This is a genomic window from Pseudomonas sp. 10-1B (assembly GCF_000935045.1).
Classification (GTDB): domain Bacteria; phylum Pseudomonadota; class Gammaproteobacteria; order Pseudomonadales; family Pseudomonadaceae; genus Aquipseudomonas.
Window position 1 is genome coordinate 74,304 of the sequence record NZ_JYKS01000015.1, and the last position, 17,430, is coordinate 91,733.

The following is a 17,430-nucleotide window of genomic DNA, read 5'->3' on the forward strand; positions in this document are numbered from 1 at the left end:
TAGTGGAAAAATTAACCAGAGGTTGGGGCTAATGCCGGTCAGTTAAGCCTTAGTGGCAGCCATTGGGGCTGCTTTGCAGCCCATCGCCGCGGTTCGTCGCCACGACAAGCCAGCTCCCACAGGGACCGCGCAAAGCTTGAGGTCTGCACTGTTCCCGTGGGGGGCCGGCTTGCCGGGGATGGGCCAGTGCAGCAAGGCAAGGTCTGGGTCAGGCACGCAACTGGTACCAGGTGGTCTTGAGCTGCGAATATTTGTCGAACGAATGCAGCGACAGGTCGCGGCCAAACCCGGACTGCTTGCCACCGCCGAACGGCACCGTCACATCCAGCGCATCGACCGTGTTCACCGACACGGTACCGGCCTTCAGCGCCCGCGCCACCCGGTGCACCTGGTTGAAGTCATCGCTCCACACCGAGGCCGCCAGGCCATAGATACTGTCGTTGGCCAAGCGTATCGCCTGCTCTTCGGTGTCGAAGGCGCTGACCGCCAGCACCGGCCCGAACACCTCCTCACGGGCCAGGCTCATCCGGCCATCGACACCGGCGAAAATGGTCGGCTCGATGTAGTTGTCGGAACCATCGATAGTCAAACGCCGACCACCGCACACCAGCCCTGCCCCTTCCTGCCCGGCACGGGTAATGGCTGCCTCGATGCGGCCGGCCTGTTCGGCATCGACGATGGCACCAGCACGGCTCGCCGGGTCCAGCGGGTTGCCAGGCAACCAGTGGCGGGCTTTGGCCTGCAGGCGCTCGATGAACTCATCGTGGATGGAGCGCTGCACATACAGCCGCGAGTTGGCCGAACACACTTCGCCCTGGTTGAAGAAGATGCCGAATGCCGCTTTTTCCGCAGCGAGGTCCAGGTCCTGGCAGTTCTCGAATACCAGGTTAGGGCTCTTGCCGCCACACTCCAGCCACACCTGCTTGAGGTTGGACTGCGCCGAGTACTGCATGAAGTACTTGCCCACCTGGGTGGAGCCGGTGAACACCAGGCAGTCCACATCCGGGTGCAGGCCCAGCGCCTGCCCGGCCTGCTCGCCCAGGCCCGGCACCACGTTCAACACGCCTTCCGGCAAACCGGCCTCCAGCGCCAGCCGGGCCAGGCGCAAGGCTGAGAACGGTGATTGCTCGGCGGGCTTGAGCACCACGCTGTTGCCGGCGGCCAGCGCGGGGGCGAGCTTCCAGGCAGCCATGTCGAGCGGGAAGTTCCACGGCACCACGGCGGCGACCACGCCAAGCGCTTCCCGGGTAATGGTGGCGAGCGCGTTGGGCGCGGTGGGTGCCACCTGGTCGTACAGTTTGTCCAGCGCCTCGCCGTACCAGGCGAACACATGCGCCGAACCCGGCACGTCGATGTTGTAGGCGTCCATCACCGGCTTGCCCATGTTCAGCGAGTCCAGCAGGGCCAGTTCTTCACGATGGGCCATGATCAGCTCGGCCAGGCGCAGCAGCACTTTCTTGCGCTCGGCCGGGGCCATGCACGGCCACGGGCCTTGCTCGAAGGCCCGACGGGCGCTGGCGACGGCCAGGTCGACCTCGGCCTGGCCGCAGGCGGTGACCTGCGCCAATACCTTGTTGGTGGCGGGGTTGATGGCAGCGAAAGTGGCGCCGCCCTGTGCGTTGACGGGTTTGCCGTCGATCAGCGCGTTGGCCGGCAGGTACAGGTCCGCGGCGCGTTGTTGCCAGAATTCGAGGGTGTACATTTGTACTCCTGATGACTGCCTTAGCAGTCTTTAATGCGGAAGTAGCAGGTACCACACAGCCCGCAAGCTCGCCGCACTCCCTCTGTGGGAGCGGGCGTGCCCGCGAAACAGGCGACACGGTGGATGGCACCGGCTTCGCCGGTGTTCGCGGGCGTGCCCGCTCCCACAGGGGCCCAGCGATGGGGCTTAGAGCTTGCCGACCAGGCGCGCCGTGCGGTCCACGGCAATCCGGGTCTTCTCCACCAGCTCATCCAGCTCGCTGTGATTGGCGATCAGCGCCGGCGCCATGATCATCCGCCCCAGGGTCGAACGAATGATCACCCCTTCCTCGAAACCAAAGGTGCGGCATTGCCAGGCCAGGTCGTTCTCGTTGGCGAAGCGTTTGCGGGTCGGCTTGTGCTCGGCGAACTGCAACGCCGCCACCAGTCCGGCGCCCTGTACCTGACCAATCAATGGGTGGTCGGCGAACACCTCGCGCAGGATGCGCTGCAGGTACGGCCCGGTGTCGTCCTTCACCTGGCGCACGATGCCTTCGTCGCGCAACGCCTTCAGGTTGGCGATGGCCACCGCCGCCGCCACCGGGTGGCCGGAATAGGTCAGGCCGTGGGCGAATACCCCGCCACGCTCGACCAAGGCCTCGGCAATGCGCTTGCTCAGCACCAGGCCGCCCATGGGCACGTAACCGCTGGTCAGGCCCTTGGCGATCGACAGGGTGTCGGGCTCGAAACCGAAGTACTCATGGGCGAACCATTCGCCGGTCCGGCCAAAGCCACCGATCACTTCATCGGCGCACAGCAGCACGTCGTACTGGCGGCAGATACGCTGGATTTCCGGCCAGTAGCTTTCCGGCGGGAAGATCATACCGCCCGCGCCCTGGAACGGTTCGGCAATGAAGCCGGCAACGTTCTCGGCGCCCAGTTCAAGGATCTTTTCCTCCAGTTGCAAGGCGCAGCGGCGGCCGAACTCGGCCGGGGTCAGGTCGCCGCCCTCGGCGTACCAGTACGGCTCGTCGATGTGCGCCACATCCGGGATCAACCCGCCCATCTCGTGCATGAACTTCATGCCGCCCAGCGCCGTGGCCGCCAGGGTCGAGCCGTGGTAGCCGTTCCAGCGGCCGATCATGATCTTCTTGTTCGGTTGGCCGACCACCTGCCAGTAGCGGCGCACGGTGCGGATCAGCACCTCGTTGGCCTCGGAGCCGGAGTTGGTGTAGATCGCGTGGCTGTAGTGCCCGGGCAGCAGGCTGAACAGCAGCTCGGACAGTTCGATCACCGCCGGGTGGGTGGTGTGGAAGAACATGTTGTAGTAGGCCAGCTGGTCCATCTGCGTGGCGGCGGCGGCGGTCAGGTCGCGGCGGCCATAGCCTAGCTGGGTGCACCACAGGCCAGACATGCCGTCCAGGTAGCGCTTGCCCTCGCTGTCCCACAGGTGCAGGCGCTCGCCACCGACGATCACCCGCGGCCCTTCGGCGTTCAGCGCCTTCTGGTCGAGGAAGGCATGGATGTGGTGTGCGGCATCGGCTGCCTGGTAGTCACGGGTCTGGCGTTGCGGGGCAAAAGGCGCATTCATTGTTGGTTTTCCTTTTCGGTGGGGTTGCAGGGTGGCTTGCGCTCAGCGCAGCTTGCCCATGTAGCTTTCCAGCGGGTCCTTGCCCAGCACGCCCTGGGCATTGGCCAGCGCGTCGATGAACAGGGAGAACAGCTCCGACTGGGTGCCGATGTCGAGCTTGGCGTAGACGTTCTTGCGGTGTGACTTGATGGTGTCTTCCGACACCCCCAGGCGCTCGGCCAGCGACTTGGTCGAGTGGCCGCGCAGGATCAGCTGGGCGATGCGGCACTCGCGCTCGGTCAGCAGCGAGCTGCCGAAGTTGTTGAGGGCCGCGTGGATGCGCTGTTCGAGGATGTTCTCGAAGCGCCCGGCGCGGCTATCAAGCCCGGCGAAGTGCCTGGCGAGCACTGCCAGTACCCAGGGCGTGATGCGCCCGAACAGCTCGCGGCTTTGCCCATCCAGCTTGTCGGTGAAGGCCAGCGACACCGCCAGGCTCTGCCCAGGCGCCACCTGCAGGATGTAGTTGAGCTCATCCTCCAAGTGCGAATGCCGGTAGAACGATTGGTAGTACTCACTCACCTCGAAATGGTCGGGCGCCACCTCGAACAGGCCGTAGCAACCGGACTCGACCTGTTCCACGCAAGCACCGTAGAACGGGTCGAGCAGGTAGAAGCCGGACAGATAGCGGCTGACGTTGCCCTCGGGCTGCCAGGGGGCCTTGTCGTCCTGCTCGAACAACGCGCAGGGCATGCCGTCGTGTGGGTAGAGGTACACCGTGGTCGCCTGGATTGGCCGGATCACGCCAAGCGCGGCAAACAGGTTGGCGGCAAAGCCCGGCCGGCCGATCGCTTCGGTGACCTTGGCCAGGTGCTCGAACCACTGTTCTGAAAGCAATTGATTAGTCACTGTGGGCCTGCCGTATCAAGAAAGGGCACCGCTGCCAGTGCGGTGCGTTGTTAGACCAGATACTCCCATGACGCCACGCGGGCCGAAATCACCCTTTGGGGTGAGCACCTGCGCCCCCTGCCCGGCTCACCCCAAAGGGTGATTCCGGGTGCCTGCAGGGTATGGGAGCATCGTCACGCCCCACCGCTGCGAGCCAACCGCTCGGCCTCCTTGCACAAACCCCACCGGTATCGAGCCCGCTCGCATACCGCGGCGTCCTGCATCCCTTTCCAGGAGTTAGCAATGCATACAACAACAAGTACAGCCCATACGCCCGCCCCGCATGCCCCATCGCACCCCGGCGCTACCACCGGTCGCTTCCGCAAGTCCATGGGGCTGACCGCCCTGGTGCTGTTCGGCCTGGCCTACATGGTGCCGCTGGCGGTATTCACCACCTACGGGCTGGTCACCCAGATGACCAAAGGGCACCTGCCCACCGCCTACCTGCTGACCCTCGCCGCCATGCTGCTGACCGCCTACAGCTACGGCCGCATGGTCCAGGCCCACCCTTACTCCGGTTCGGTCTACACCTACACGCGCAAGGCCTTCGGCAGCCACATCGGCTTCATCACCGGCTGGACGCTGCTGCTCGACTACATCTTCCTGCCACTGCTCAGCTACCTGCTGATCGGCATCTACATGTCGGAATACTTCCCGGCCATCCATGCCTGGGTGTGGGTGGCCGGCTCCATTGCCTTGGTCACCTTCCTCAACCTGATCGGCATCGAGTCGATCACCCGGGTCAACTGGATCCTGGTGGTGGCGCAACTGGTATTCATCGTTGTCTTCGTCGGCTTGTCCGTCCTCAAGCTCAACGGGCAGGTGCAGCCGGTGTCGCTGCTGGCACCTTTCCACCACGAAGGCTTCAGCGTGCCATTGATCATGACCGGCGCTGCCGTGCTGTGCTTGTCGTTCCTGGGCTTCGATGCGGTGTCGACCATGGCCGAGGAAACCACCAACCCCACTTATCGCATTCCAATGGCGATCCTGGCCGTGTCGCTGATCGGTGGCTTGCTGTTCCTGGTGGTGTCGTACTGCGCGCAGATGGTGTTCCCCGACTGGGGCAGCTTCGCCGACCCCGATTCGGCCTCGGTGGACGTGATGCGCCGGGTCGGCGGCGAGCTGCTGGTGACTGCCTTCACCGCCACCTACGTGGCCGGTTGCTTCGCCTCGGCCATGGTGTCCCAGGCCAGCGTATCGCGGGTGCTGTTCGCCATGGGCCGTGACGGTGCCTTGCCGCGGGCGTTCGGCCAGCTGGTGACGAAAAAACGCGTGCCGGCCACCGCCATCCTGGTGGTCAGCCTGCTGTCGCTGATCGCCCTGGTGATCACCCTCGACACCGTCGCCAACATGATCAGCTTTGGCGCGCTGTTCGCCTTCTCGGCGGTGAACCTGGCGGTGGTCAAGCACTACCTGGTCGACCAGAAGCTGCGTGGTGGCCGTAACATTGTGCTGTACGGCGCCATTCCCGGGCTGGGCTTCCTCAGCACGCTGTGGCTGTGGAGCAGCCTGACCAGCCTGTCGTTCACCATCGGCCTGTGCTGGATGGGCATGGGCCTGGTGGTGCTGCTGGGGCTGACCCGGGCGTTCCGGGTGAAGCTGCCGGACTTGCAGATGGCTGAGTAACCCAGGCGTCGCCTTGTTCAGAAACTGTGCAAGCTTGTGCAAATCTTTGTGGGAGCGGGGCTGCTGTGCAGCCCCAACACCTGTATACAATCAAGATCAACTCTGGTTACATTGTGCAGCGCCTACGACATCGGCACTCGCCGCTGCGTATTGCGCAGGCACATGCTATGCCCAAGACTTTACTGGTAAAAAACGCCGAACTCCTGGTGACCATGGACGGCGAGCGCCGTGAGATCAACAACGGCGGCCTGTTCATCGAAGACAACCTGATCAGGCAGGTCGGCCCCAGCGATACCCTGCCGCAGCATGCCGACGTGATCCTGGACATGACCGGCAAAGTGGTCATCCCAGGCCTGGTCAACACCCACCATCACATGTACCAGAGCCTCACCCGCGTGGTGCCGGCAGCCCAGGACGGCGAGCTGTTCAACTGGCTGACCAACCTGTACCCGATCTGGGCGCGCCTGACCCCCGAGATGATCGCGGTGTCGACCCAGACCGCCATGGCCGAGCTGATCCTGTCCGGCTGCACCACCTCCAGCGACCACCTGTACATCTACCCTAACGGCTGCAAACTCGACGACAGCATCCATGCCGCCGACGAAATCGGCATGCGCTTCCACGCCGCGCGCGGCAGCATGAGCGTGGGCCGCAGCCAGGGTGGCCTGCCGCCTGATTCGGTGGTGGAAAAGGAAGCCGACATCCTCAAGGAATCCCAGCGCCTGATCGAGGACTACCACGACGCCGGCCATGGCTCGATGCGCCGCGTGGTGGTGGCGCCGTGCTCGCCGTTCTCGGTCAGCCGCGACCTGATGCGCGAAGCCGCAGTGCTGGCGCGCCAGTACGGGGTGTCGCTACACACCCACCTGGCCGAGAACGTCAACGACATCGCCTACAGCCGCGAGAAGTTCGGCATGACCCCCGCCGAGTACGCCGAAGACCTCGGCTGGGTCGGCCACGATGTGTGGCACGCCCATTGTGTGCAGCTCGACCAGCATGGCATCGAGCTGTTCGCTCGCACCGGCACCGGTGTCGCCCACTGCCCCTGCTCGAACATGCGCCTGGCCTCGGGCATCGCCCCGGTGCGCAAGATGCGCGACCATGGGGTAGCGGTGGGCCTGGGTGTCGATGGTTCGGCATCCAACGACGGCGCCAGCATGATCGGTGAAGTACGCCAGGCCCTGCTGTTGCAACGGGTGGGTTTCGGCCCCGACGCGATGACCGCGCGCGAGGCGCTGGAAATCGCCACCCTGGGCGGCGCCAAGGTGCTCAACCGCAATGATATCGGCGCCCTGGCCCCGGGCATGGTCGCCGACTTCGTCGCCTTCGACCTGGGCCACGTGGCCTATGCCGGCGCCCATCACGACCCGCTGGCGGCGCTGGTGTTCTGTACGCCGACCCAGGTGCACACCAGCGTGATCAATGGCCGTGTGGTAGTGAAGGACGGCCAGCTGACCACCGTTGACCTGCCACGCGTGCTGGAGCGCCACAACCAGCTGGCGCGCCAGTTGGTCAGCGGCGAATAAGCTGCCATTGGGGCCGCCTTGCGGCCCATCGCCGGCAAGCCGGCTCCCACAGGTACTGCATAGGGCTTGAGGCCTATGCGGTCGAGGTGGAGCAACTGTCTTGTATTGCCTGGACTGGCCCCATCGCCGGCAAGCCGGCTCCCACAGGTACTGCATAGGGTTTGAGGCCTATGCGGTCGAGGTGGGAGCTGGCTTGCCGGCGATGGGCTGCAAAGCAGCCCCCGTCATGCCTGCTGACGAGTAGCGCAGACCACGATTTCACGGATGCACACCGACTGCGGTTGGCCGTAGGCGAAGTCGATGGTCTCGGCGATGGTTTCCGCGCTCAGAACCCCACCCATTTCCTGCTTCCAGTCGTTGTAGCCGGCCTTGATGGCATCATCGGTGGTGTGGCTGAGCAGCTCGGTGTCGACTGCACCCGGCTCGATGGTGATCACTCGGACGTTGCTTGGCGACAGCTCTTCACGCAGGTTTTCCGACAGGCCGCTGACCGCGAACTTGGTGCCGACGTAGGCCACATGGTTGGGGAAAGCCTTGCGCCCAGCCACGGAGCTGACGTTGATGATGGTGCCATGCTTGCGCGCGACCATGCCGCTGGCCACCGCATGAATACCGTTGAGCAGCCCACGCACGTTGACGTCGAGCATGCGGTCCCACTGGTCCGGGTCCTGCGTGGCAATGCTGCCCAGCAGCATCACACCGGCGTTGTTGATGATCGCATCCACCGGGCCGAAGCGTTCCTCTGCCTGGGCAACGGCCGCCGTCACTGCGGCGCGGTCGGTAATATCGACGGCAAGCGCCAGGCTATTGGGCAACTGCAGTTCAAGCATCGGCTCCAGGCGGCGGGCCAGCAACAACAGGGCGTGGCCGCGTGCAGACAGGCGCTTGGCAGTGGCCAGGCCTATGCCGGAACTGGCACCGGTGATTACCACCAGGGGTTTGTGGGTATGGGTCATCGCTATAATCCTGTTATCCGATTTGCCTATGAGTAGGAAGTAGAGCGAGTATAGAGGCCTGCTTTTTTGGCGAAAAATGGGAAATTCTTTTCGCAGCCATCAGCATCACTTATGGGTACTCCATGGATTATCGTCAGCTTCGGGCCTTCATCGCCGTGTTCGAACAACGCAACATCACCGCCGCCGCGCGTTCGATACACCTTAGCCAACCAGCGCTGTCCGGCAGCATCAAGGCGCTGGAAGAAGCCCTGGGCACCACCCTGTTCGTGCGCCAGGCTCGCGGGGTGGAGGTGACCGAGGATGCTCGCGCGCTGTACCCCGAGGCCCAGCGCATGGTCGCCGACGCCAGCCGCTTGCTGAGCCGCTTCAAGGGTGATCGTGAACGTGCGCCCTTGCAGATCGGCGTGGAGCAGGATGTGGGCGGCGCGGTGTTGAGCAAGGTGGTGCTGGCAGCGACAGCGATCCAGCCCCCGGTGCGCCTGCAGTTGGTGACGGGCTGCATGGGTGCGGTGCGGCTGGCCAGCGAAGAACTGCGCTGTGAGGATGAGCTGTTCCTGCCGCTGCACAGCGACCCGTTCGTGTTAGCGACTGCGGTCCAGACAACGCCTGGGGCGCACTGGATTACCTGCCCTGCGCAACCCAGCCATCAGCGCCTGCTGCCGTTCTACAGCGCCAGCCTGGCGGCGGAAGCAGAGACCTTTGCCCTGGCCCTGGAAATGGTCGCCGCAGGCCTGGGCAACGCGATCGTGCCGCAATCGCTGGCCGACGAGCATCGCGGCGTACGCAGCGAGCCGCTGCCACAGCTGGACCTGCGCCGGCGCATCGGCCTGTGCTACTCGGCCCAGGCGCTGGCGCTTGACGGGGTAATTCAGCTGCGCGATGCACTGCAGGATTGACTTGCCTGCAGCGGCCTCATCGCCGGCAAGCCGGCTCCCACAGGTACGGTGCAGCGCTCAAGAACAATGCGATACCTGTGGGAGCTGGCTTGCCGGCGATGGGCTGCGCAGCGGCCCCAGGTCTCGGGGCCTGCTGATAAGTCGAAGGGTCACAGGGCCATGACCATCTCATGCCAGGCCATGCCGCCATGCTCCGAGGGCGAAGGCTTCACGTACTGATAACCCAGCTTCTGGTACAGCGCCACATGCTGCTCCTTGCACATCAGGTGAATGCTCAGCTTGCCCGACGCCTTCATGCGCCTGATGAACTCTTCCATCAACCGCTTCGCGTAGCCTTTGCCCTGATGCGCCGGGTCCACCACCACCGACATGATCACCACGTTCGGTGCCGCCGGATCATGCCCGACCAGTTCCTTGAACGCCTCGTCGGACATCACCACGTCGTAAGCACAGCCGCTGTTGATGAAACCGACGATCTCGCCCGCGTTTTCCAGGGCCAGGAAGCCTTGCGGATACTGCGTGATGCGGGTGCGAATCTTCTCCAGCGTGGCCGCCTCATCCCCTTCATAAGCGCCAATTTCAATGGCGTAGCAGCGCTCGGCATCTGCGGCTGTGGGGGTGCGGAATTGCGCGGTACTCATGACTGACTCCTCGGAAACACGAAAGCGTTCGCCATGTTAAATCAGTACCGGGCCGCAGCGGCAGCAGCCTCGCAATCATCCCACCGATTTCAGCGGCACACGCCCGCTCAACCGCTCGAGCATGGTCGCGCAATACCAGTCATCGAACTGACACACCCCGTTCTCGGCATTTTCCGAGAATGGCCCCGGTTCATAGGCGGGCGAAGACACGCCGGCATGCGTGCCCTCCACCAACCGGCGATCCTGGTCGTTGGTCGCCAACCACACTTTGGTCAGGCGGTCGAGGTCATAGTCGACCCCTTCCACCGCCGCTTCCGGTACCAGCCACTTGGTGGTCACCAGTGTCTCCCCCGGCCCGATCGGCAACACGCGGAAGCTCAGCGCGTGGTCGCCCAGGAAGTGGTTCCAGGTAGAGGGGTAGTTGAAGTACAGCAGTGCGCCGATATCCGCCTCGCCACTGTTGTCCAGCCGACCGTTGACGGCGGGCTTGCCGTCCATGGTGTAACTTACGGCGCCGGCCGAGAGCGGGATACGAGTCATGCGGAAGCGTCCCAGCGGGTCCATGACTAGGCGGCTGGGCATGCCGGCAGCCTCGCAACGGCTCCAATGGGCCAGCAGTTCCGGGTCATCGTCACCGCCCACCCCGGCCACCGACAGGTTCTCGACGAACGAGTTGAGCAGCTCCGGGTGGGTGCCGTCGCAGTGGTAGCATTCGCGGTTGTTCTCGAACACCAGCTTCCAGTTGCCCTTCTCGATCAGGTTGGATTCGAAGGCGACCTTGCAGTTTTCCAGCAAGTGCGGGGCAATGAAGGGGCTGACCGCAGCGTGGAAGCTGCTGAAATCCGGCGCCTGCTGTGCCACGCACACGTAGATGTAACTGTGGACGATCTGCACATGCACCGCTTTGAGGTTGTACTGCGACTTGTCGAAGTCCGAACCCATGTTACCGGCATAGATGAGGTTGCCATCCAGCTCGAACGTCCACTTGTGGTACGGGCAAACCAGCTTGGCCACTTTGCCACTGGCATGCTCGCACACTTTGGCGCCGCGATGGCGGCAGGCGTTGTGGAAGGCACGCACTTCGCCATCCTTGCCACGGACGACGGCAACCGGGTAATCACCGATCTGCAGGGTAAAATACTGGCCTGCCTTGGGAATTTCGAAGGTATGGCCGGCGAAGATCCAGTCCTTGTGCCAGATTTGCTCAAGGTCCTGACGGTACACTTCAGGGTCCAGATACAGTTCACGAGGCAATACATGTCGCGGCTTGCGCTGCTTGATCAGACCAATGACGGATTCATTGCTATTCATTATCATTCTCCCGCCACCCGCTGCTCACCACAACGGATGACAATGACCGAACCATTATTCTTTTTAACTAACTACCTGAAACTTCCCGGCAAGTTAAGCCGCGCCTTTGGCCATGCCAACTTGGAGATGCTCATTGAATCGTACACAGGGGCCGAAAAAACACACCAGCACTTAAATTACTTTACGCATAACTCAGAGTTATGTGAGAAATCGCCTGTTTCACCGATAACATTGCGTTATCAATAAAACAGGAAAAATGTCGTTGGACTTTATTCTTGTCGCCCACTTACATTAACTGCCGACCTGGAAAGGCTTTCACACTCTAATTAGTCAGCCGAGCCGCAGGTTTCGGCGTCTGGGTGACCCATGACAATAACTACAAGAGCATTCAGCCACACCTTCAAGGAACGCAACCTCGGCTTCATGACGCAGCCAGTTGCGCGGCCCAAGCCGTCGCGGGTCGGCTTTCTACTGCTGGAAAACTTTTCCCTGCCAAGCTTCACCCAGGCCCTGGATGTGCTGGTCACCGCCAACCTGATCGCCCCCGGCTCGATCAGGGTACATACCTTCAGCCACAACCACGCCGAGGTGATGAGCGACCTGGCCATCCCCATCCGGCCAGACACGCCACTGACCGACATGCGCCTGGGCGACCTGGACATCATGGTGGTCTGCGGCGGCCTGCGTGCCGCCCGCATCGTACCCGGCTGGTTGACCTCCCTGTTGAAACGGCTGGCCAAGTGCCCCGTGGTTCTGGGCGGATTGTGGAACGGGGCCTGGTACCTCGGCAGCGCAGGCCTGCTCGACGGCTATCGCTGCGCCATCCACCCGGAGCAGCGCATCGCCCTCGCTGAGCGCGTGCCGCACGCCCTGGTCACCCACGATGCCCTGGTGCTCGACAGGGACCGCCTGACCGCGGCATCGCCAGCGGGTGCCTTCGACATGATGCTGCAGTGGCTCAACATCGGCTGCGATCAGGCGCTGGCCGATGCTGTACTCGACACCCTGGACCATGATCAAAGCAAGTTCCGCAGTTTTCAAAAGCCTCTGCAACCCAAGGTCAGCCGGCCCCTGCGCGAGATCATCAAGCTGATGGAGGCCAACCTCGAGGAACCACTGTCGCCCGGGCACCTGTCCCAGGCCGTCGGCTTGTCCGTGCGCCAGGTGCAGCGGCTGTTCAAGGACCAGCTCGATACCACCCCGCAGAAATACTACTTCCAGTTGCGCATTACCGAAGCGCGGCGCCTGATCCAGAACTCCAACGCGTCGATCTTCGATGTTTCCATCGCCTGCGGCTTTGTGTCGTGCACCCACTTCAGCAGGTCCTACAGTGCCTTCTTCGGCCACCCACCTTCCAAAGAACTGCGCTATGAAATCTGAGGCTTGCGCGGCGCTGCTGCGAACTTTTTCTTGTTTGCCGGTCTATGTGGGAGGCACAGGAAGGTAGCGGAGCGCGAGAGAAGGATCGCCCAACACCTGCTGGCCAGCTGGTTCAATTGTTATCAGAGGTTGGCTTCGCTCATGAAAATACGTGTCGCAAGGTTGATGCTGCTCGGCCTGTTCTCGTTCGCGGCGATGGGCTCGGTATCGGCCACGCAGATGAAAGGCCCCATAGCGGCTGCCCCAGCCGTTCAATCATCGGCGCAGCCTGCCGGTAACCCCTGGTCGAAGCTGGCCAGTGTGGTGGACGAGCACCCAGCCACGTTGCTCGCCCACGGCGACGACCGCTGGCATGACCACAGAAGCGACTGGCGCCGCGAGCAGTGGCGTCGCGAGCAAGCCCGACGTGACTGGGAGCGGCGGCGTGACTGGGAACGACGCCGCGACTGGGAGCGCCGCCATGAGCGGGCCATGCACCATCGCTATAATCATGACCACCGCTACTACCGCCGTTGAACGGTAAACTTCTTGATAGACGCGGTGTGGGAGCAACTGTCTTGTATTGCCTGGGCCGGCCTCATCGCCGGCAAGCCAGCTCCCACAGGTACTGCACAGGGCTTGAGGCCTTTGCGCTCCAGGGGGCGTCAGCCTTGCGGGGCGTTAGCGGCATCCCCAGCCGCCTCGGCTTCCATCTTCAAACGGTCGGCCTTGCAAATGTATTTGGGCTTGCGCGGCGCCAGTTTGGCACTGGCTTTCTTGGCATGCGCCTGCAACAGCTGCTTGATCTTCTTGCGACGATTCATGATCCACTGGGCCTGTCAGTACGGTTTCACCGACGACATCATACCCGCGCTCCCTGCCCAGGCACAGGCTCAGAAACTGGATTTGGTACTGAACATCACCTTACGCGGCTCGCCGTAGTACCCATTTCAGAACTTCGCCAGCTCTTCCCGGCAAAACTCCACGAACAACTGCGCCGGCTTGGTCAGTTGCACCCGCTTCAAGCGCGCCGCCGCCAGCCCCGACAGCGCCACCGGCTCGGCGATGTCCAGCATGGCCAGGCGCTGGCCGTCGTAGGTGCATTCCGAATGAGGGCGCGTCACCAGCAGCGAAAAACCGAAGCCCTGCCCGACCATGCCGCGCACCATTTCGATCGACGGTGAGCTGAAGACGATGTTCGGCGTCAGCCCCATTTCGTTGAACAGGCTGACGAAGTAGGTGCGGCTAGGGGCCACGTCCAGCAGGATCATCGGCTCCGGGCATAAGTCACGCAGCGATACCTGGGCCTGCCCGGCAAAGCGGTGCTTTTCGGGTAGCAGCACGTAGGGCTTCTGCGGCGGCATCAGCGGCTCGACCTCGATGGTACCGTCCAGGTCATGGTCGTAGAGAAACGCCAGGTCGAAGGTGCCAGCGGTCAGGCCCTGGATCAAGTCTTGCTGCTCGCCGTCGCGCAGGCGGATATCCACACCTGGGTAGCGCTGGCGAAAGCCGGCGATCAGGCGCGGCAGGTACAGCGGTGCCACGGTTTCGAAGCAACCGATGTCGATCTGCCCGGCCACGGTGTCGTTGTCGGCCAGGGCGTTCTGCTCGAATTCATGGGCCATCTGCAGCAGCGACTTGGTCTTGGCGTAGAAACGCTTGCCACTGGGCGTCAGCGACACGCCCTGGGCGTGGTGGCGGATGAACAACTGCACACCAAAGCTTTCCTCCAGGCTCTTGATGGCCGTGGAGATGGAAGGCTGGGCGATGTACAGCTGGCGCGAAGCCTCGGCAACGCTGCCGGCCTCCACGGTGGTGACGAAGTACTTGAGTTGTCGCAAGGTATAGGCAGCCACGGGCACCTCTCTGACGCCGGTCTGGGCGCGCTGGGATCATGCCTGACACTTTACCCTTGGCAGCGGCTGGGTGGGGGCTGGGTGATCAAGGATTTACCTATGGCTTGAACAGGTTTTTTGTCGGGGGGGGGCGCCTTGCCCCCCCCGACAAGTCACTCGAACTCTACATTAGCCTTTATACAGCTGTCGCCTATCAGCTTGTACCCTGCCTCGCATGGCATTCCGCAAACTGGGCCCGCACCGCGCTTGCGCCTGGACAGTTTCACCTGGGCCTCTGCCTGTTCCTGCGGGGCCTTTTCGTCGTTGACTGGCAGTTCGATCTTCGGCTCGTCTTGCATGTTCTTTACTCCTGGGTTGGGTTGACTTGCCCGATCAACGTTACCGCGCGCTTCTACACCACCCCACCTGGAAACACAGTCTCTGTGGGAGATCTACGAATCAGCGCTGCCACTGGTCAAATGTCCCCGAACGACTTTACTGATACTCAACGGCACCAGTATGCGTGGCCGTGTTCGATGACACTTGCGCACCAACAAGGAAAACAGATGCGCCACGAATTCAGCGAAGTGCTCAATGACCTGGTCGATTACTTTCTGCTTGGCGATATCCAGTTGCTCGAACGCTTCAAGCAGGACCATGAATTGCCCGACGACCTGGCCCACGAATTCACCCATAACGACAGCGGCGACCAGGCTGTACGCGAAGGTATCGTGCTACCCCTGGCCGGGGTCGACAATCTGCCCTACCGCATCCTGTTCACCCTCGATGGCTACACCCCGGCCCTGCGCGAACCCGGCAGCCGCCTCAAGCACCGCCGCAATGGCTACGTGCTGCAGGTCGAGTACGGCGTACTGATGCTATACACCTGGCGCATTCTGCAGCACTTCACGTCCAAGACAGTGGGCGACCAGCTAGCGCGTTACCAAGTGCCGGGGCGGCCGATCATCGAACTGGACAATGGCTGGTATGACGTGGAGGTGCTGGCCGGTGCGCTGGTGCGGGACGGGTTGTACGAACCGGCATTCGAGTTCGTGCTGAAGAAGCGCTGGAGCCGGGGTGAGGCCACTGATGTGGATACCGGGTATGCCTTTGGCCTGCGTGGCTATTTCGACTGAATGATCGCCTGTACTGGCCTCTTCGCGGGCAAGCCCGCTCCCACAGGTACATCACAGGCTTTGAAAACTGTGGTGGGCATGTGGGAGCGGGCTTGCCCGCGAAGAGGCCAGTAATGCCTACATCAAACTCATGTGTGATTGATATCCCGGTCCTTGGTTTCCGGCAGGAAGAAGATCCCCAGCACCGCCGTCATCACCGCAATCACGATCGGGTACCACAAGCCGTAATAGATATCCCCGGTCGCCGCCACCATGGCAAACGCCACGGTCGGCAGGAAGCCGCCGAACCAGCCGTTGCCGATATGGTAAGGCAGCGACATCGAGGTGTAGCGGATACGCGCCGGGAACAGCTCCACCAGCCAGGCGGCAATCGGTCCATAGACCATGGTCACGTAGATCACCAGGATGGTCAGCAGCAACAGTACCATTGGGTAGTGGATTTTCGCCGGGTCGGCCTTCTCCGGATAGCCCGCCTCTTTCAATGCACCACTCAAGGTCGCGGTAAAGGCGTCGTTCTGCACCTTGAAGTCCGCGGCTGCCAGGCTGCGGCCGTCAAAGCTGGGCAGTACCCGTTCGCCTATGCGGATCTGCGCCACGCTGCCAGGTTCGGCCGCTTCGTTGGTATAGGGGATGGCACGCTTGGCCAGCAGGCTCTTGGCGATGTCGCAGGAGCTGGTGAATTTGGCCTTGCCCACCGGGTCGAACTGGAACGCGCACTGGCCCGGGTCGGCCACCACCACCACCGGGTTCTGCTCCTGGGCGACGAACACGTCCGGGTTGCCGTACTCGGTCAGCGCCTTGAAGATCGGGAAATAGGTCAGTGCGGCGATGATGCAGCCGGCCATGATGATCTTCTTGCGGCCAATGCGGTCGGACAGGCTGCCGAAGAAGATGAAGAACGGCGTGCCGATCAGCAGCGAGCCGGCAATCAGCAGGTTGGCGGTCTGCGGCTCGATCTTGAGTGTCTGCAACAGGAAGAACAGTGCATAGAACTGCCCGGTGTACCACACCACGGCTTGGCCGGCGGTACCGCCCAGCAGCGACATGATCACCACCTTGAGGTTGTCCCAGCGGGCGAACGACTCGGTCAGCGGCGCCTTGGACGCCTTGCCTTCGGCCTTCATCTTCATGAACACCGGCGACTCGTTGAGCTGCATACGGATGTACACCGAAATCGCCAGCAGCAAGATCGACAGCAAGAACGGTACCCGCCAGCCCCAGGCCTCGAACGTCTCGTTACCCATGGTCGTGCGACAGGCCATGATCACCAACAGCGAGAGGAACAACCCCAAGGTGGCCGTGGTCTGGATCCAGGCAGTGAAGAAGCCGCGCCGGCCCTTGGGCGCATGCTCGGCCACGTAGGTGGCCGCACCGCCATATTCGCCCCCCAGGGCCAGACCCTGCAACAAACGCAGGGAGATCAGGATGATCGGCGCCGCTACGCCGATCGAGGCGTAGCTCGGTAGCAGCCCCACCAACGCAGTAGACACACCCATGATGACGATGGTGATGAGGAAGGTGTACTTGCGCCCGATCATGTCGCCCAGGCGGCCGAACACGATGGCGCCGAACGGCCGCACAGCAAAGCCGGCGGCAAAGGCCAGCAAGGCGAAGATGAACGAGGTGGTTTCATTGACCCCGGCAAAGAAGTGCTTGGCGATGATCGCGGCCAGTGAGCCGTACAGATAGAAGTCGTACCATTCGAACACCGTGCCCAGGGATGACGCGAAGATGACCTTGCGCTCCTCCCGGGTGATACCGCGTTGGGGCGCGCTATTGCCCGTGGATGCGCTGTCGATAACCGCCATGGGTTGCCTCCGTCTTGTCGTTATGCAGGCCGGAGTACTTCACAGGGAGTACTTCAAAAAATACTCACCCCCAATTTCACCGTCGCACCCAGGCCCTAGGGCTTGCTTTGGTTGCGCGAAGCACGACGAGGCAGGCCGCCT

At 62.7% G+C, this 17,430-nt stretch carries 16 protein-coding genes; 6 read left to right on the plus strand and 10 right to left on the minus strand.

All coding sequences use genetic code 11. The features are described 5' to 3' along the window. Positions 1-208 precede the first annotated feature (208 nt). From TZ03_RS10475 to TZ03_RS10485, 3 genes are all read right to left on the minus strand, one after another. The gene (locus TZ03_RS10475) at positions 209-1,702 is read right to left on the minus strand and encodes an aldehyde dehydrogenase (protein ID WP_051097529.1); all 1,494 of its coding nucleotides are present in this window, start codon (positions 1,700-1,702) and stop codon (positions 209-211) included. A gap of 186 nt (positions 1,703-1,888) precedes the next feature. Further along, entirely contained in the window at positions 1,889-3,271 is a 1,383-nt protein-coding gene (locus TZ03_RS10480; RefSeq protein WP_051097530.1) for an aspartate aminotransferase family protein, read from the minus strand. A 42-nt stretch (positions 3,272-3,313) separates the two neighbouring features. Beyond that, positions 3,314-4,156, minus strand: coding sequence for a helix-turn-helix domain-containing protein (locus TZ03_RS10485; RefSeq protein WP_051097531.1), 843 nt, complete (start codon positions 4,154-4,156; stop codon positions 3,314-3,316). A 282-nt stretch (positions 4,157-4,438) separates the two neighbouring features. Here TZ03_RS10485 and TZ03_RS10490 point away from each other — a divergent pair, with 282 nt between their 5' ends. Both TZ03_RS10490 and TZ03_RS10495 read left to right on the plus strand, forming a co-directional pair. Beyond that, positions 4,439-5,821 (plus strand): APC family permease, encoded by a 1,383-nt coding sequence (locus tag TZ03_RS10490; RefSeq protein ID WP_051097532.1) that lies wholly within the window; start codon positions 4,439-4,441, stop codon positions 5,819-5,821. Positions 5,822-5,988: 167 nt separating this feature from the next. Further along, on the plus strand, positions 5,989-7,347 hold the full coding sequence (locus tag TZ03_RS10495) for an 8-oxoguanine deaminase (RefSeq protein WP_051097533.1): 1,359 nt from the start codon (positions 5,989-5,991) through the stop codon (positions 7,345-7,347). 224 nt (positions 7,348-7,571) lie between these two features. On the opposite strand, the gene TZ03_RS10500 is transcribed toward TZ03_RS10495, so the two are convergent. Then, the gene (locus tag TZ03_RS10500) at positions 7,572-8,303 is read right to left on the minus strand and encodes an SDR family oxidoreductase (protein ID WP_051097534.1); all 732 of its coding nucleotides are present in this window, start codon (positions 8,301-8,303) and stop codon (positions 7,572-7,574) included. 122 nt (positions 8,304-8,425) lie between these two features. Between TZ03_RS10500 and TZ03_RS10505 the strand changes: the two genes are divergently transcribed. Further along, positions 8,426-9,199, plus strand: coding sequence for a LysR family transcriptional regulator (locus TZ03_RS10505; RefSeq protein ID WP_051097535.1), 774 nt, complete (start codon positions 8,426-8,428; stop codon positions 9,197-9,199). 149 nt (positions 9,200-9,348) lie between these two features. On the opposite strand, the gene TZ03_RS10510 is transcribed toward TZ03_RS10505, so the two are convergent. Beyond that, positions 9,349-9,840 carry a GNAT family N-acetyltransferase gene (locus tag TZ03_RS10510; protein ID WP_051097536.1) on the minus strand — a complete coding sequence of 164 codons (492 nt, stop codon included), beginning with the start codon at positions 9,838-9,840 and terminating at the stop codon, positions 9,349-9,351. A gap of 75 nt (positions 9,841-9,915) precedes the next feature. Beyond that, positions 9,916-11,151 (minus strand): aromatic ring-hydroxylating oxygenase subunit alpha, encoded by a 1,236-nt coding sequence (locus TZ03_RS10515; protein WP_051097537.1) that lies wholly within the window; start codon positions 11,149-11,151, stop codon positions 9,916-9,918. 366 nt (positions 11,152-11,517) lie between these two features. Here TZ03_RS10515 and TZ03_RS10520 point away from each other — a divergent pair, with 366 nt between their 5' ends. Continuing rightward, complete coding sequence (locus TZ03_RS10520) at positions 11,518-12,531, plus strand: GlxA family transcriptional regulator (RefSeq protein WP_051097538.1); 1,014 nt, start codon at positions 11,518-11,520, stop codon at positions 12,529-12,531. 165 nt (positions 12,532-12,696) lie between these two features. Further along, a complete protein-coding gene (locus tag TZ03_RS10525; protein ID WP_051097539.1) occupies positions 12,697-13,047 on the plus strand; it encodes a hypothetical protein in 351 nt (116 codons plus the stop codon). A 128-nt stretch (positions 13,048-13,175) separates the two neighbouring features. On the opposite strand, the gene TZ03_RS28630 is transcribed toward TZ03_RS10525, so the two are convergent. The 3 genes from TZ03_RS28630 to TZ03_RS10535 form a co-directional block, all read right to left on the minus strand. Further along, positions 13,176-13,334: a DUF2986 domain-containing protein gene (locus tag TZ03_RS28630; protein WP_082056598.1), complete on the minus strand. Its 159-nt coding sequence runs from the start codon at positions 13,332-13,334 to the stop codon at positions 13,176-13,178. A 126-nt stretch (positions 13,335-13,460) separates the two neighbouring features. Further along, positions 13,461-14,366: a LysR family transcriptional regulator gene (locus TZ03_RS10530; protein WP_051097540.1), complete on the minus strand. Its 906-nt coding sequence runs from the start codon at positions 14,364-14,366 to the stop codon at positions 13,461-13,463. Between the two features lie 152 nt (positions 14,367-14,518). Beyond that, a complete protein-coding gene (locus TZ03_RS10535; RefSeq protein WP_051097541.1) occupies positions 14,519-14,704 on the minus strand; it encodes a hypothetical protein in 186 nt (61 codons plus the stop codon). Positions 14,705-14,911: 207 nt separating this feature from the next. Here TZ03_RS10535 and TZ03_RS10540 point away from each other — a divergent pair, with 207 nt between their 5' ends. Beyond that, positions 14,912-15,481 (plus strand): hypothetical protein, encoded by a 570-nt coding sequence (locus tag TZ03_RS10540; RefSeq protein WP_051097542.1) that lies wholly within the window; start codon positions 14,912-14,914, stop codon positions 15,479-15,481. Between the two features lie 128 nt (positions 15,482-15,609). Here TZ03_RS10540 and TZ03_RS10545 read toward each other — a convergent pair whose 3' ends face one another. Then, positions 15,610-17,289, minus strand: a complete 1,680-nt coding sequence (locus TZ03_RS10545) for an MFS transporter (protein ID WP_051097543.1) — start codon at positions 17,287-17,289, stop codon at positions 15,610-15,612. Positions 17,290-17,430: the final 141 nt, after the last annotated feature.

What these genes read in the sequence shown, in the direction of transcription:
- TZ03_RS10475 (WP_051097529.1), bottom strand. Translation starts at nt 1,702, where the DNA reads ATGTACACCCTCGAATTCTGGCAACAACGCGCCGCGGACCTGTACCTG.
- TZ03_RS10510 (WP_051097536.1), bottom strand. Translation starts at nt 9,840, where the DNA reads ATGAGTACCGCGCAATTCCGCACCCCCACAGCCGCAGATGCCGAGCGC.
- TZ03_RS10545 (WP_051097543.1), bottom strand. Translation starts at nt 17,289, where the DNA reads ATGGCGGTTATCGACAGCGCATCCACGGGCAATAGCGCGCCCCAACGC.
- TZ03_RS10505 (WP_051097535.1), top strand. Translation starts at nt 8,426, where the DNA reads ATGGATTATCGTCAGCTTCGGGCCTTCATCGCCGTGTTCGAACAACGC.
- TZ03_RS10535 (WP_051097541.1), bottom strand. Translation starts at nt 14,704, where the DNA reads ATGCAAGACGAGCCGAAGATCGAACTGCCAGTCAACGACGAAAAGGCC.
- TZ03_RS10495 (WP_051097533.1), top strand. Translation starts at nt 5,989, where the DNA reads ATGCCCAAGACTTTACTGGTAAAAAACGCCGAACTCCTGGTGACCATG.
- TZ03_RS10480 (WP_051097530.1), bottom strand. Translation starts at nt 3,271, where the DNA reads ATGAATGCGCCTTTTGCCCCGCAACGCCAGACCCGTGACTACCAGGCA.
- TZ03_RS28630 (WP_082056598.1), bottom strand. Translation starts at nt 13,334, where the DNA reads ATGAATCGTCGCAAGAAGATCAAGCAGCTGTTGCAGGCGCATGCCAAG.
- TZ03_RS10515 (WP_051097537.1), bottom strand. Translation starts at nt 11,151, where the DNA reads ATGAATAGCAATGAATCCGTCATTGGTCTGATCAAGCAGCGCAAGCCG.
- TZ03_RS10490 (WP_051097532.1), top strand. Translation starts at nt 4,439, where the DNA reads ATGCATACAACAACAAGTACAGCCCATACGCCCGCCCCGCATGCCCCA.
- TZ03_RS10520 (WP_051097538.1), top strand. Translation starts at nt 11,518, where the DNA reads ATGACAATAACTACAAGAGCATTCAGCCACACCTTCAAGGAACGCAAC.
- TZ03_RS10500 (WP_051097534.1), bottom strand. Translation starts at nt 8,303, where the DNA reads ATGACCCATACCCACAAACCCCTGGTGGTAATCACCGGTGCCAGTTCC.
- TZ03_RS10525 (WP_051097539.1), top strand. Translation starts at nt 12,697, where the DNA reads ATGCTGCTCGGCCTGTTCTCGTTCGCGGCGATGGGCTCGGTATCGGCC.
- TZ03_RS10540 (WP_051097542.1), top strand. Translation starts at nt 14,912, where the DNA reads ATGCGCCACGAATTCAGCGAAGTGCTCAATGACCTGGTCGATTACTTT.